The organism is Fundidesulfovibrio putealis DSM 16056, from assembly GCF_000429325.1.
In the GTDB taxonomy this organism is placed as follows: Bacteria; Desulfobacterota; Desulfovibrionia; order Desulfovibrionales; family Desulfovibrionaceae; genus Fundidesulfovibrio; species Fundidesulfovibrio putealis.
Genome location: NZ_AUBQ01000005.1, coordinates 254,220 through 268,264, shown reverse-complemented (window position 1 = coordinate 268,264; position 14,045 = coordinate 254,220). Strand labels below are relative to the sequence as shown.

Annotated in this window: 11 protein-coding genes and 1 riboswitch; of the genes, 4 read left to right on the top strand and 7 right to left on the bottom strand. The window is 64.1% G+C overall.

Translation table 11 applies throughout. The features are described from left to right. Nucleotides 1–22 precede the first annotated feature (22 nt). Together G453_RS0106595 and G453_RS0106590 are read left to right on the top strand one after the other, a co-directional pair. Nucleotides 23–1,108 (top strand): NAD-dependent epimerase/dehydratase family protein, encoded by a 1,086-nt coding sequence (locus G453_RS0106595; protein WP_027190411.1) that lies wholly within the window; start codon nucleotides 23–25, stop codon nucleotides 1,106–1,108. Between the two features lie 268 nt (nucleotides 1,109–1,376). Continuing rightward, nucleotides 1,377–2,600, top strand: a complete 1,224-nt coding sequence (locus G453_RS0106590) for an MFS transporter (protein ID WP_043644717.1) — start codon at nucleotides 1,377–1,379, stop codon at nucleotides 2,598–2,600. Here the strand turns inward: G453_RS0106590 and G453_RS0106585 are convergent. Both G453_RS0106585 and G453_RS0106580 read right to left on the bottom strand, forming a co-directional pair. After that, nucleotides 2,566–4,158, bottom strand: a complete 1,593-nt coding sequence (locus tag G453_RS0106585; protein WP_027190409.1) for a hypothetical protein — start codon at nucleotides 4,156–4,158, stop codon at nucleotides 2,566–2,568. The genes G453_RS0106590 and G453_RS0106585 overlap by 35 nt on opposite strands. A 165-nt stretch (nucleotides 4,159–4,323) precedes the next feature. Further along, nucleotides 4,324–5,514, bottom strand: a complete 1,191-nt coding sequence (locus tag G453_RS0106580) for a GGDEF domain-containing protein (RefSeq protein ID WP_156920832.1) — start codon at nucleotides 5,512–5,514, stop codon at nucleotides 4,324–4,326. Between the two features lie 258 nt (nucleotides 5,515–5,772). On the opposite strand from G453_RS0106580, the gene G453_RS0106575 reads away from it, so the two are divergent. Together G453_RS0106575 and G453_RS0106570 are read left to right on the top strand one after the other, a co-directional pair. Then, nucleotides 5,773–6,906 carry an MFS transporter gene (locus G453_RS0106575; protein WP_027190407.1) on the top strand — a complete coding sequence of 378 codons (1,134 nt, stop codon included), beginning with the start codon at nucleotides 5,773–5,775 and terminating at the stop codon, nucleotides 6,904–6,906. 113 nt (nucleotides 6,907–7,019) lie between these two features. Then, complete coding sequence (locus G453_RS0106570) at nucleotides 7,020–8,099, top strand: NAD-dependent epimerase/dehydratase family protein (RefSeq protein ID WP_027190406.1); 1,080 nt, start codon at nucleotides 7,020–7,022, stop codon at nucleotides 8,097–8,099. Between the two features lie 191 nt (nucleotides 8,100–8,290). On the opposite strand, the gene G453_RS0106565 is transcribed toward G453_RS0106570, so the two are convergent. From G453_RS0106565 to G453_RS22740, 5 genes are all read right to left on the bottom strand, one after another. Beyond that, complete coding sequence (locus tag G453_RS0106565; protein WP_027190405.1) at nucleotides 8,291–9,364, bottom strand: ADP-ribosylglycohydrolase family protein; 1,074 nt, start codon at nucleotides 9,362–9,364, stop codon at nucleotides 8,291–8,293. A 136-nt stretch (nucleotides 9,365–9,500) separates the two neighbouring features. Beyond that, nucleotides 9,501–10,040, bottom strand: coding sequence for a DUF488 domain-containing protein (locus G453_RS22750; RefSeq protein WP_051271870.1), 540 nt, complete (start codon nucleotides 10,038–10,040; stop codon nucleotides 9,501–9,503). A 1-nt stretch (nucleotide 10,041) separates the two neighbouring features. Further along, complete coding sequence (locus G453_RS22745; RefSeq protein WP_051271867.1) at nucleotides 10,042–10,647, bottom strand: hypothetical protein; 606 nt, start codon at nucleotides 10,645–10,647, stop codon at nucleotides 10,042–10,044. A gap of 103 nt (nucleotides 10,648–10,750) precedes the next feature. Then, complete coding sequence (locus tag G453_RS0106550; protein ID WP_027190404.1) at nucleotides 10,751–12,820, bottom strand: ribonucleoside triphosphate reductase; 2,070 nt, start codon at nucleotides 12,818–12,820, stop codon at nucleotides 10,751–10,753. Between the two features lie 9 nt (nucleotides 12,821–12,829). Further along, nucleotides 12,830–13,531 (bottom strand): radical SAM protein, encoded by a 702-nt coding sequence (locus G453_RS22740; protein WP_235731709.1) that lies wholly within the window; start codon nucleotides 13,529–13,531, stop codon nucleotides 12,830–12,832. Nucleotides 13,532–13,822: 291 nt separating this feature from the next. Next, nucleotides 13,823–14,020: riboswitch (cobalamin riboswitch) on the bottom strand. Nucleotides 14,021–14,045: the final 25 nt, after the last annotated feature.

Genomic DNA, 14,045 nt, shown 5'->3' with positions numbered 1-14,045 from the left:
CTTCTCTTCAAGGAGCTACTTCATGTCAGTCGCCATTGTTACCGGCTCGGCCGGTCTGATCGGTTCCGAAACCGTCCGCTTTTTCGCTGAAAAGGGTTTCGACATCGTCGGCATCGACAACAACCTGCGCAAGACCTTCTTCGGCGAGGACGCCTCCACCGAGTGGAACCGCAACCGCCTGGAGCAGGACCTCAAGAACTACACCCACTACGACGCCGACATCCGCGACCACGACGCCATCAGCAAGATCTACGCGCGCTACGGCTCGTCCATCAAGGCCGTGATCCACTGCGCAGCCCAGCCCTCGCACGACTGGGCCGCCTCGGACCCCTACATGGACTTCACCGTCAACGCCAACGGCACCATGGTCATGATGGAGAACTTCCGCCAGCACTGCCCCCAGGGCGTGTTCATCTTCACCTCCACCAACAAGGTCTACGGCGACACGCCCAACTACCTGCCCCTGGTGGAGCTGGACAAGCGCTTCGAGATCGAAAAGGGCCACAAGTGGGAAGGCGGCATCGATGAGACCATGTCCATCGACCAGACCAAGCACAGCCTTTTCGGCGCGTCCAAGGTGGCGGCGGACGTGATGGTGCAGGAATACGGCCGCTACTTCGGCCTGAACACCGGCGTGTTCCGCGGCGGCTGCCTCACCGGCCCCGCCCACTCCGGCACCAAGCTGCACGGGTTCCTGTCCTACCTCATGCGCTGCTGCATCACCGGCAAGAAGTACTTCATCTACGGCTACAAGGGCAAACAGGTCCGCGACAACATCCACAGCTACGACCTGGTCAACTCCCTGTGGCACTTCTTCGAGAAGCCCCGCGTGGCCGAAGTGTACAACATCGGCGGCGGCCGCTACTCGAACTGCTCCATGGCCGAAGCCATCGACATGTGCGAAGGCATCACCGGCAAGAAGATGAACTACGAATACGACGAGACCAACCGCATCGGCGACCACATCTGGTGGGTTTCTGGATTGAAGAAGTTCGAGGAGCACTACCCCAACTGGAAGATGACCTACGACGTTCCCAAGATTCTGCGCGAGATCTACGAAGTGCAGCAGGACGTGGTGAAGGAAGGCGCGGCTGGCGGCAGCTGCTAGGTTGGAGTTGAGATAGCATCCGAGAAGAAGGGAGAAAGGCGGAGGATGAATATGCCTCCGGCGGCCAAAGGGCTACGCCCTCTGGACACCCTCTCCGCTTCGCGGGATGATGCGATACGATTGACGTAAAACGGGGGCCGAACGGCCCCCGTTTTTATGTTTGATGGCGAAGCGAATCAGCACACGCTTGACCTTTCCCCCGATTGGCGCAACGTCACGGCCTTCGACCGTTCCGGCGCGCGCCGGAAATGCATAGAAGGACGAACCAATGTCCCTGCTGAAATCAGACATCTTCGCCAACACCGCCTTCACGCGCTTCTGGCTCTCCCGGAGCGCCTCCGGCTTCGCCTACCACATGTCCGCCGTGGCCATCGGCTGGCAGGTCTACGAACTCACCGGAAGCGTCTTCAACCTCGGTTTGGTCGGGCTGGTGGAGTTCCTGCCGCAGTTTCTGCTCACGCTCGTGGCCGGCCACGTGGCCGACCGCGTGGACCGCAAGACCATCGCCAGCGTCTGCCAGCTGCTCCAGGGCCTCATGGCCCTGACCCTGGCCGTGGGCAGCGTCACGGGCGCACTCGGTCTGTACGGCATCTTCGGCTGTGTGTTCATGATCGGCACGGCGCGTGCCTTCGAGACCCCATCCCTCCAGGCGTTGCTGCCGGGCCTCGTGGAGCCTGCGCAGTTCCCCAGGATGCTGGCCTGGAGCGCCTCGGTCTGGCGCACTGCCGTCATTCTCGGCCCCGCCGCAGGCGGGCTCCTGTACATGGCCGGGCCCGGCGCGGTGTACGCGGCCAGCGGCCTGGCCTGCCTGCTGGCGGCCTTCCTGGCTGCGGGAATTCCCAAACCAGCCGTCACCCAGCGCAAGGAACCGGCCTCCTGGCGCTCGGTCATGGGTGGCATCGAGTACATCCGCAAGCGCCCGGACATCCTGGGAGCCATCTCCATGGACCTCTTCTCGGTGCTTTTGGGCGGAGCCACGGCGCTGCTCCCCGTATTCGCCAAGGACATCCTGGCCACGGGACCGTGGGGCCTGGGCATCCTGCGGGCCGCGCCGTCTGTCGGAGCGCTGTGCATGTCGCTGTTTCTGGTGCGCCGCCCGCTCAAGCGCGGTGTGGGCAGGAAGATGTACGGGGCCGTGGCCGTGTTCGGGCTGGCCACCATCGTGTTCGGCCTGTCCGAGAACTTCGCGCTGTCCTGCGCGGCCCTGGCCGTGCTGGGCGCCAGCGACATGGTCAGCGTGGTGGTGCGCTCCACGCTGGTGCAGCTGGATACGCCTGACGAGCTACGCGGCCGGGTGAGCGCCGTGAACTCGGTGTTCATCGGCACGTCCAATCAGCTGGGGGATTTCGAATCGGGCGTGGCCGCCGCGCTGCTTGGCTCCGTGGGGGCCGTGGTGCTCGGCGGGGTGGGCACGCTCGTGGTGGTGGCCCTGTGGGTGAAGTTCTTTCCGGGCCTCTTCAACCGCGACGAGCTGCTGGGAAAAGTCTCCTGAGCGTCGCCACTCCGGCCACGCCGGACAGAACGAAGACGGGATCGAAGGGGTTGCGGAACTGGATCACCGCGTCCGTGCCCATGTAGGTGACCACCAGGATTGCCGCGCTCACTGCGAAGAGCCACCGCACCGCCGCGCACCTGGGGCTCGGTTCCAGAAAGCACAAGAGCCCCAGAAGCGGCAGCACGTAGAACCACGACGACGCCCGCGCCAGCGTCACCCACAGCTTCATGGCCCAGGGCCTGTCCCCAAGCGCCTCCAGCAGCGCCGGGTATCTCTCCAGGTACTGTTTCTCCAAGGCCTTCACGTCCAGGAAATCAGCATCACGATGCGGGAACCGCCCGGACCCCGAAGCCAGCCAGTACTCGCTGGACGAGGACAGAATCTCCACGTTTCCGGGCAGCGCCGGTTCGTGCAGGCCGATGCGCCGCTTATGCTCGGCAATGGTCGGGGGCTCGGGCCAGCGCCTGCGGGATTTGGCGAAGATGTCGTGCTCGCTGGATGAGAACACCAGCCACAGCGTGTCCGCAAGCCCCGAGAAGTACACGCCGGGAGAGGAATACACGGCCTCCAGCGCGGCCCTGCGCAGCGTGGCGTAGTTGCTGTCCCAGCCCCAGGCGCGGTCGCAGAGGGGGATGAGGTCCGCGAACATGAAGCTGTCCCCGGCGGTGAAGAACAGATCCAGGTCCACCTGTTTGTCGCGGTATTCCTTGCGGGGCAGCAGGTCGCGGGCCACGGCCTCGGCCAGCGCCCTCGAGGCCGGGCCGTTGTCCGGGCGCATGATGCGATCCCACAGGAACACCCGGTAGGCGGGGATGATGGCCGCACCGCCCCGCGCCACGGTGAACTCGCCGTAGCGCACCGCGTTGTGCGTCATCCAGGCCGTGGTCAGAAGCGCAAAGGGCACGAGCATGGCCGCCAGAAGCCTGAACCGGACTTTGAAGCTCACGCCAACCAGGGAGAGCGCCCCCAGGGACAGCAGCGCAAAGAGCTGCCCGGAGGGCCTGATCATGGACAACGAGAAGGCCAGAACACCAAGGATGGCCCAACGCGCCGGGGTCTGCTGCCGGAATGCGCCGATGCAGGCAGCGGCCAGGAAGGCCACGCCCGCGCAGGACAGGCTCTCGCTGGCCACCGTGTGCCAGGCCCAGTTGTAGGACGGCAGCAGCGCCAGCAGGCAGAGCACGAGCGTGGCGGCCAGAGTGTTCCAGGCCAGTCGGACCGCCCGGAACAGACAGGTCAGGCTTAATGCGAAAAGGGCGTTCAGCGACGCGTCCACCAGTTCCGGACCGCCCACCGCGTCCAGCGTGCCGAAAAACAATGGCGCGCCCGGTGTCCTGAAGAGCATGAGCAGGTGATCCACCGGCTCGGGCCTGAAGAGCTGGACGAAATAGGACATGTAGGTGATGAAATCGCGCCCCTGCTGCAGGGGCGCAATCTGGCTCCAGCAGCGATAGGCCGCCAGCAGGGCCAGGAAGGCGACTGCTTCCGGCCACCAGGTGCGGGAGCGCTGCGGAGTGGCGTCCTGCCAGGGGAACCGATGTTCTTGGATGGACATGGATGGGATACGAGTACCCCCATCCGGCAATTATGCCAAGACGGCCCGGCAAATCAGACGATAACCCGCCGAAGCGGTCTGGTTGCCCGAACGCCCCGCCTGCGCGCCTGACGCGAGAGACGCTTTGCCTGTCTGGCCTGGGGCCACTTCCACGCGCCGCGCCATCTAGGCGCTGACGCACACCCGGTCGCGCCCTTCCCGCTTGGCGCGGTACAGGCACGCGTCCGCACGTGCGGCCAACCTCTCGAAGCTCTCGCCGCTCCCGTCCCCGCCAAGCTCTGCCACGCCGAAGCTGGCCGTGGTCCGGACTGCCTGGTCATCCAGGGGGCGCAGCTCCCGAAGGATTTCCCGCAGGCGTCTGGCCATGAGCCGCGCGCCCTCCTGGTCCGTTTCGGGCATAAGCACCGCGAACTCCTCGCCGCCCCAGCGGGCCACGATGTCGGTCTGGCGCACGGTCTCCAGGCATTTTCGGGCCACCTCCGCCAGCACGGCGTCCCCTGCCGCGTGTCCGTACACGTCGTTTATCTGCTTGAAGTGGTCCAGGTCGAAGAGGATCAGACTCAAGGCGTGTCCGTGACGCCTGGCCAGACCGATGTCGTGGGCGACGAGCTCCGTGAACTTGCGGCGGTTCACCAGCCCGGTCAGGGAGTCGGTGTCGGCCAGCTCCTGAAGGCGCGCCTGGGTGTCCAGCAGTTCGTCCTCCACGCGCGCGTGCATGAGGGTGATGAAGCCGCACACTTCGATGACCATGGAGAACAGCGAGACGATAAGCACGGTCCTCAGCAAGCCATCCTGATTGACCATGTCCGTGTACATCGGTGCCGACAGCGCCAGCACGCCCCGGATGATCACGAGCACCGAGACCAGCGCAAGAGCTCCCGAGATGACCGTCTGGATCTGGTATCTGCGCCCCTGCGCCACCAGCAGCGGGTCGAGCGCCCCTCTCAGGCCGATGAACCCAAGCCCCAGGGACTGGAAGAATATCCTCATGTTCACGTTATCGACGCCTAGCCGGTACCAGTAGATAAACCCCAGGGATACGACGGCCACGCCGATGTTCAACGCGAGCTTTCGCAGGTGGGGGTCGAAGCCGTAGAACCGTGCCAACCCGTTGTAGATGAGCAGGCTGAATACCATATAGAGGGCGTTGGAGGCCACGATGGAGACCATTTCGCCCAACATGGGCCGGAAATAGAAGAAAAAGGACGCCGCCACCCAGCAGGCTTGGCCGATGGTCCAGCTGCGAAACCCCGGATAGGTTTTGCGTGTGAGGTAGATCTGGAGCATCACCAGGGCCAGGGCCGCATGCAGCACCAGGGCGATGATGCCAATGGTTCTCATATCCAACGACGGCATGGCGACTTATCCTTAAGGATTCATTCCTAAACAGGTTTACATATATTACTCTGGACAGATCTCCCAGGCAAAAGAACTTGCTTGAGTTTTGACACACAAATGTCATACGTGGCACTCCATATGGTGCGCGTTACAGGACAATGCTGACATACTCCCGCCCACTTTATTTGCCAAGCGAAGTACCCGTTGCCCTTCTCGACCAACCCGATGGTTTCTGGCAGAGTCCGCATCCCGGATACCATCCGCCAGGAATTCCCCATGTCCGAAACGCAGCGCCGCATGTATCTGTTCCTGCTCGTCACCACCATCGCCTCGCAAGTCGGCATGCAGGGATGGGTGACGCTCATCAACAACTTCGCCGTGGAGACCGCCGGATTCTCCGCCTTCGACATGGGCCTGGCCCAGTCCATCCGCGAGGTTCCGGGCTTTTTGTCGCTGCTGGTCATCTACCTGCTGCTCATCATGACCGAGCACCGCGCCGCCGCCCTGGCCATCCTGGTGCTTGGCCTTGGCATCAGCATCACCGGATTCCTGCCCAGCTTCTGGGGCATCGTGTTCACCACGCTCATCATGTCCACGGGCTTTCACTACTTCGAGCCGCTGAACCAGTCGCTCTCGCTGCAATACTTCAGCCTGGACATGGCACCGGTGGTGCTCGGCCGCCTGCGAGCGGCCTCGGCCATCGCCAACATCGCCGTGGGCGGGGCGATCTTCCTGCTGGCCAGCCGTCTGGAATATTCCACGCTCTTCATGCTTATCGGCGGGGCCGTCATCCTCATGGGCCTGTGGGCCATCTTCCAGGACCCCTCAGACAAGTCCATGCCGCCCCAGCACAAGAAGATGATCCTTCGCAAGCGCTACTGGCTCTACTACGCGCTGACGTTCTTGTCCGGAGCGCGCCGACAGATCTTCATGGTGTTCGCGGCCTATCTGCTGGTCAAGAAATTCGAGTTCTCGCTGACCACCATGAGCGCCCTGTTCGTGGTCAACAACGTGGTGGCCTGGGCGGCCAACCCCATCATCGGGCGCATGGTCAACCGCTTCGGCGAGCGCGCCCTCATGAGCCTGGAATACGTGGTGGTGATCCTGGTGTTCGTCACCTACGCCTTCACCGACTCGCCCATCCTGGCCGGGGCCGTGTTCATCATCGACCAGCTGGCCTTCAACTTCGTGGTGTGCATCCGCACCTTCCTGCAAAAGATCGCCGATAAGCCGGACATCGCCCCCTCCTCCGCCGTGGGCTTCACCATCAACCACATCGCGGCGGTGTTCATCCCGGTGATGGGGGGGCTGCTCTGGACCATCGACTACCGCATCCCCTTCCTGGCCGGTGCGGTGCTGGGAGCCATCTCCCTGGCCCTGGCGCAGCTGGTGCGCACCGAGCGGGCCTGAGGTCCGTCGCGGCACTTCCCTTTCGCCGCGCCCCCTGGTAGGCAACCAGCGTTCTTCAAAACACCACGCGTGCGGACCTGATTTCAGCATCGGTCGGACGCCGGAGATCCATAATGAAAAAATACGACGGCGCGATACTCGTCACCGGCGGAGCCGGATTCGTCGGCTCCAACCTGGCCATGGCCTACAAGGCCCGCTATCCCAAGCAGGACATCATCGTCCTGGACAACCTGAAGCGCCGGGGTTCCGAGTTCAACCTGTCGCGTCTGGCCGAGGCCGGCATCAAGTTCGTCCACGGCGACATCCGCAACCCCGAGGACCTGCAGTTCGAGGTCAAGATCGACCTGTTGCTGGAATGCTCCGCCGAGCCCTCCGTGCTGGCCGGGTTCGGCGGCAGCCCTGAGTATCTGGTGAACACCAACCTCGTGGGCACCATCAACTGCCTGGAAGTCTGCCGCAAGCACAAGGCCGACGTGGTGTTCCTCTCCACCAGCCGCGTCTACGCCTACGATCCCCTGAACGCCGTGCCCATCGCCGAGGGCGACACCCGCTTCGTCTGGGCCACGGAACAAGGCCCCGAGGGCTGGTCCCCCCAGGGCGTCACCGAACGCTTCCCCATCTACGGGGCCAAGTCCATGTACGGGGCGACCAAGCTCTGCTCGGAGTTCGTGCTGGAGGAGTACCGCGCCATGTACGGCGTGCGCGGCGTGGTGAACCGCTGCGGCGTGATCGCCGGGCCGTGGCAGTTCGGCAAGGTGGACCAGGGCGTGTTCTCCCTGTGGATGCAGGCCCACTATTTCAAGCGCAAGCTCAAATACATCGGCTTCGGCGGTATGGGCAAACAGGTGCGCGACCTGTTCCACCCCGCCGACCTCTTCGACCTGCTGGAGCTTCAGCTGGCCGACTGGGGCAAGGCCGACGGCGGCATCTTCAACGTGGGCGGCGGCCTGGAAGTGAGCCTCTCGCTTCTTGAGACCACCATGCTCTGCGAGGAGATCACCGGCAACCGCATCGAGGTCATCCGCGACCCCGAGAACCGCCCCGCCGACATGGCGATCTACCTGACGGACACGACGAAGGTGCGGGAGACGTTCGGCTGGGAGCCCAAGAAGACCGCCAGAGACGTGATGCAGGATCTGTTCGTGTGGGTGAAAGAGCACGAGCAGGAATTGGAGATGCTGGCCAAGCTGTAGATTTTTTCAAGAGAGGGAAGAGGAGCTGGAGGGGAGAAGAGAATATGCCTCCGGCGGCCAAAGGAACAAGTTCCTTTGGAATCCTTTATAGCTTCGCATAGCGAGTTGTTACATCTCAAGTGATCAGGGCAGGAAGCGCGCAAGGCCGCGCTTCCTGCCTTTTTTTTGGGGTCAGGAGGGGCGGCGTCCGGCTACTCGTCGGCCTGGGCCGCGATCTTCCGGGCGAGGTCCACGATAGCTCCGCGCAACGTGAGGCCTTGGATAAAGCGCTCCGGGATGCCCGACAGACCCACCTGCGCCCCCACAAGCGCACCGGTCAGCATGGCCCGCGACATGTTGTTGCCGCCGCCGTTCAGCGCGTGCAGCACCGCCGATTCGAAATCGCCCGGGAAGCGCGCGGCCAGGTAGTAGGCTGCCGGAAGCTGGCAGTTGATGGCGCAGGGCATGCCGTACACCAGCGACGCCTTCCAGGCCGGTTCGATGCGCACGTCCGGGTCCTGCGCGGCCTCCCATACGTGGAACGGGAAGATCAGCGCGTCCGGGAAATACAGTCGGTCGCTGGGTGGGCGGAAGCCCTGCGGGCGCGTGCCCCGGTCCTCGGCCAGCACCGAGCGCGTGAAGGGCAGCTCGCCCTCGGTCACCATGTTCCACAGGGTCTTTCCAAGCTCCCGATTAAAAGAGTCACCGCGCACCAGGGCCGACACGATCACGTTGTAGGCCACGGACTGCGAGGCCACGAAGGGGTCTATCTGGGTGAGGCGGACGTGGTCCGCGATAAGGGCCGCCGCCTGGGAGGGAAGCCGGGCATAGCGCACCGCCAGGATCACCGACCGCTCCGCCGCCTCGGTGGTGTCCGCGTAACCGCCCGTCTCGTTCCAGCCGAGCCCTTTCGTGACCCGCGCCTCGTGGAGTTCCCGGATGGAGATGCTGGTGTAGCCGCCAGGGCCGCTGTAGGCTGTGCCGTCCGTGCGGGACAGAATGTTCCGGTCCATGCGCCGGGTGAAGTCGTCCTGGTCGTATCCGCCGTGCCCGGCCACGGATTCCAGCAGCTCCAGGGTGATGAGCCCGGTCTGCGACAGGTCGCCCGCCTTGAGGCCTCCGTGATAGCGATCCGGCTTGGGATCGGTATAGCCGTCGATCCAGTCGCCGTAGTCGCGGCGCATGGCCGCGAGGTCGTAGTACCAGTGCGGCCCCAGTCCCAGGGCGTCACCGATGAACGCCCCCACCACGGCCCCGGCGGCCCTGTCCGAAAATGATCGCGCCATTGTCGCCTCCTCGTGAGATCCTGGAGAGTCCGCACAGGATGGTGCCTGGACCGTACAACAGATGAGAGGCCAAGGCCACGGGTGCCTCGCCTTTTCATGCGCAGGGAAGGAGTGTGCTCCTGGGGGGACGAGCGGTCTAAAGCAAAAGCAGCTGTTGCGGCCCGGCTTGTGACTCTGACGCGCGCCGCAGCGCGTCGTCGTCCTCGATGCGGCCATCGCCGCGAATGTGGCGTACGCTGAGGCCGCGCGCGCTGAGCGCCGGGGCGATCAGGTGATGCCGGTGGCAGCAGGAGGGATCTTCCTCCCCGCACATGAGGGCGATGACGTGGGTTGATGCGCCGGTGATAAGGCGTTCGATGCCGGTGGCGAAGGCGGGAGTTGCGGCGATCAGGGCGTAATCGGGCTTGCCGTCCGGGCCGAGGAGCGCAGGGTCGTCTGGCTTGCCGCCGATCAGGTCGCCCAGAAACACGTAGGGAATGGATTGGGCGCGTAGCAGCCGCTCCAGAGGTTCGCGACAGAAGTGCTTGGCGTATTTGGTGTAGGGACGCGAACGGACGTCCGCCACGGCGGTGATGGCGTGACGGCGCAGCAGGCCGAGGAAATGCTCGAACGGGTGGTTCGAGTGGCCGATGGTGAGGATGACGGCCCTTGCAGCGGAATCAACCGGGCTGGCCATGCTACAGCACCCAGAGAACAACATACAGGAAATACCCGAGGACCAGCGCCTCCAGCAGGGCGTAGGTCAACAGGTTCGCCCGCAGCACGGCGGATTTCACCCACGCGCGTGGCACGTCCGGGAGCATCCTCGCCGCAACGCGCAGTTCCAGCCACCAGGACGTGAAGAAGCTGGGAATCAGCAGCCACATGCCCGCAGCCGGAACCATCCACTCCAGGCTGTGGTTATCCTCGTAGGGAATCATCCACGGCGCCTGCCAAGTCACGGCGAGGATCTTGTGTAGCGTGTCCCTTAGGCCGTATGCGTTGCCACCTCCCGTGACCATCTCCAGGACAAGCAGGGCCAGCCAGGTCAACGGGAATCCGACGAATGTGGTGAACGCATTGGCCGCACACGAGACCTTCAGGGCGCTCCCCCGCGAAATTCCCAGCCGCGACGAGAGAACCAGCATCTCCAGCAGGATGACCGGAGCCAGCGCGAGCGTCATGCCGGGCAGCGTCAGGAAAATCATAGGCACGCCCGCATTGGCCTGTGCGGCCTGCGGGGTCAGGAAGATGGCCGTTGCGGCGGCCAGCAGCGCGGCAAGGGAGAGTCGAAAGGGCTTCACAAGAATTCTCCTGGAGATGCCGCAAGGGTTGTATGATGCCGACAAATGTCTCTAAAGGCCAAAAAGAAAGGGGGCCGAAGCCCCCTTTGACTTTATGCAGCTTCTACAACTGCCCCGGCTCACACCCACAAACACCCATATACGTGACCCTGTCAGCGTACTCCGCCTTCTTCCCCTTGTTCCAGCGCGACACCGGGCGGTAGTACCCGACGATCCTGGTAAACACCTCGGAGTCCGCGCCGCAGGTGGTGCATTCCGGGTGCGCGCCGGACATGTATCCGTGGTCCTTGCACACGCTGAACGTCGGGGTGATGGACAGGTACGGGATCTTGGTCATTTTGAAGGCCTTGATGATGAAGTTCTTCAGGGCCTCGGTGTCGGCCACGGCCTCGCCCAGGAACGTATGAAACACGGTGCCGCCGGTGTACAGCGGCTGGAGCTTGTTCTGGTGCTCCAGGGCGGCGATCACGTCCTCGCTCAAGCCCACGGGCAGGTTGGTGGAGTTGGTGTAGTACGGCACGTCGTCGCCGGAGGCCTGGATGTCCGCGTAGAGGCCCTTGTCGATCTTGGCCAGGCGGTAGCTGGTGCCCTCGGCGGGGGTGGCTTCCAGGTTGTAGAGGTGTCCGGTCTCTTCCTGGAAGCGGGTGGTGACGTCGCGCAGGTGGTTCAGGGTGCGGGTCATGAAGCGCACGCCCGCGTCGGTCTCGATGCCCTTGCCCAGGATGTTCAGGCAGGCCTCATGGCCGCCCACCAGCCCGATGGTGGAGAAGTGGCCCTTGAAGCCGTTCTTCAGGTAGCGCGAGGAATAGGGGAACATGCCGCGATCGAGGTGGCCCTGGATGAGCTTGCGTTTGAACTCCAGCCCGTCCTTGGCCAGGGTGGCGTACTCGGTGAGCAGGTCCAGGAAGTCTTCCTCTCCCTGGGCCAGATAGGCGAGCTTGGGCAGGTTCAGGGTGACCACGCCGATGGAGCCGGTCAGGTCGCCCGCGCCGAACAGGCCGCCGACCTTCTTGCGCAGCTCGCGCAGGTCCATCTGCAGGCGGCAGCACATGGAGCGCACGTCTTCAGGCGAGAGGTCGGAGCTGATGAAGTTCTGGAAGTAGGGCGCGCCGTACTTGGCGGTCAGCTCCAGCAGGCGCGTCCCGATGGGCGAATCCCAGGGGAAATCTTCCGTGACGTTGTAGGTGGGGATGGGGAACGAGAAGATCTGGCCGTAGTAGTCGCCCTCGGCCATCACTTCCAGGAAGGCCTGGTTGAACATGTCCATCTCGGCCTGGAACTCGCCGTAGTTCTGGTCCTGGAATGCGCCGCCGATGATGGCGGCCTCCTTGGCGATGTGCTTGGGCGCGGTCAGGTCGAAGCTCAGGTTGGTGAAGGGGGTCTGGCCGCCCCAGCGCGAGGTGGTGTTCAGGTTGAACACGAACTTCTGCACGGCCTGGCGCACGTGCTGGTAATCCAGCCCGTCGTGCCGGATGAACGGCGCGAGGTAGGTGTCCACGTTGTTGAAGGCCTGGGCGCCGGCCCACTCGTTCTGGAGCGTGCCCAGGAAGTTGACCATCTGGCCGAGCGCCGAATCGAAGTGCTTGGCCGGTCCGGCCGAGGAGCGCCCCTCCAGGTTGAAGCCTTCCAGCAGGAGGTCGCGCAGGCTCCAGCCCGCGCAGTATCCGGCGAGGCCGAAGGACAGGTCGTGGATGTGGAAATAGCCGTGGTCGTGCGCGGCGCGGACTTCCTCGGGGTACTTCTCCAGGGCGTAGCGGGCCTGCACCGTGCCGGAGAGGTGCAGCATGAGCCCCTGGAAGGAGTGGGCCATGTTGGCGTTCTCGGACACGCGCCAGTCGGCCTTGGAGAGGTAGGTGTCGATGGTGTCCTTGATGTCCAGGTACGCGGCCTTCTGCTCACGCAGGGTGCGGCGCTTCTCGCGGTAGATCACGAAGCGCTTGGCCACCTCGTACAGGCGCGACTCCATGAGCACGCGCTCCACCATGTCCTGCACGTGCTCCTGGCGGGGCACGTCCACCCCTTCGAGTTTCTCCTCGACCTTGCGGGCAACGCGCTTGGCCAGGATGGGGTCCTGGATGCCGCTGGCTTTCAAAGCCTTGAGGATGGCCTGGGCGATGCGCTCCAGGGACCAGGTTTCCAGGCAGCCGTCGCGTTTCTGTATCTGAAGGGGCATGGGATCTCCTTAACTTGAGGCGGGGGGCATATACGTTTGTTCTTTCAGGACGAAACCGGCGGGCAGGGAGTCCCTGGCCGCCTGGACGTCTTCCGGCGTCAGACCGGGGACCAGGGTGATACGGAATAAGAATGATTGCGGATGCTTGCGGGCCATGGCGAAGACCATCTCCAGGCGCTCGCGCGCAGCCTGGGAGGAAACGCCCCCGCCGGTGAGCTCGGGATACATGTGCCAGGGGCCTTTCACGTCCACGGCAAAGACCGTGTCCGGGCAGCGCGCCAGCACGGCGGCCACGGCCTCGGGCCGCAGGCCGTTGGTGTCCACCTTCACGGCGAACCCCAGCGCGAAGAGTTTCTCCACCAGATCAGCGAGGCCGGAGTCCAGCGTGGGCTCGCCGCCGCAGACCACCACCCCGTCCAGCCAGGGCTTGCGGGCCGCAAGCGATGCCAGCACCGCTCCGGTCTCCAAGGGGGGATGGAGCTCGGGGGTGAAGGCCAGGGTGGCGTTGTGGCAGGTGGGGCAGCGCAGGTTGCAGCCGCCCAGGTACACCACGGCGCAGGCCTTTCCGGCCCAGTCGCTGAGCGTGAAAGACGTCACCGCCCTGATCCTGGCCGGGTCCTGTCCGGGGGAGCGCTCCAGCGGGGGGACCGGGGCTGCGTGGACGCCGTGACCGAGTGAGATGGCTGGGATGGTGGGGGTGTGCGTGTGCATCGTGGTTACGATATGCTCCTAGCAGAAGGCGTTTCCGCAAAAAAGAAAATAATAGTTCAACATATCAGCAACTTCCCTAACTGAATATGCAACTGCTCAAACGGCCTGGATTTATCAATTACGAAAAAATGCAAAGGGTTCGGCGCGGGAAACGACGGAGAAGGGCATCGAGAGCCGCCTGCGCCCAGGCTCGGCTTTCGACGCGTCGTGGACGCCGCGCTCACGTCGCCAGAAGGCGGACTGCGGCGAGGCCACGATCAGTTTGCGGGAACCATGACCCATTCGCGGGGTCAGGCCGAAACTCCCCAGGAACGTCTTCTGACTTCCGGCCGGATGTGCGCGGAGGCCTTCCCGGATGGTCTCTCCATCCAGTGGCCTGCCGCCCGTGAGTGCCGGTTACAGCAGCGCGCCTGCGACGGATTTGCACCGTCTTCCGTTTTCCGGGGCGATGCGATGATTTAGGCCCTCCCTGAGGGCATGTCAATTTGAAGAGCGGCCACGCCGGGGCGACCCA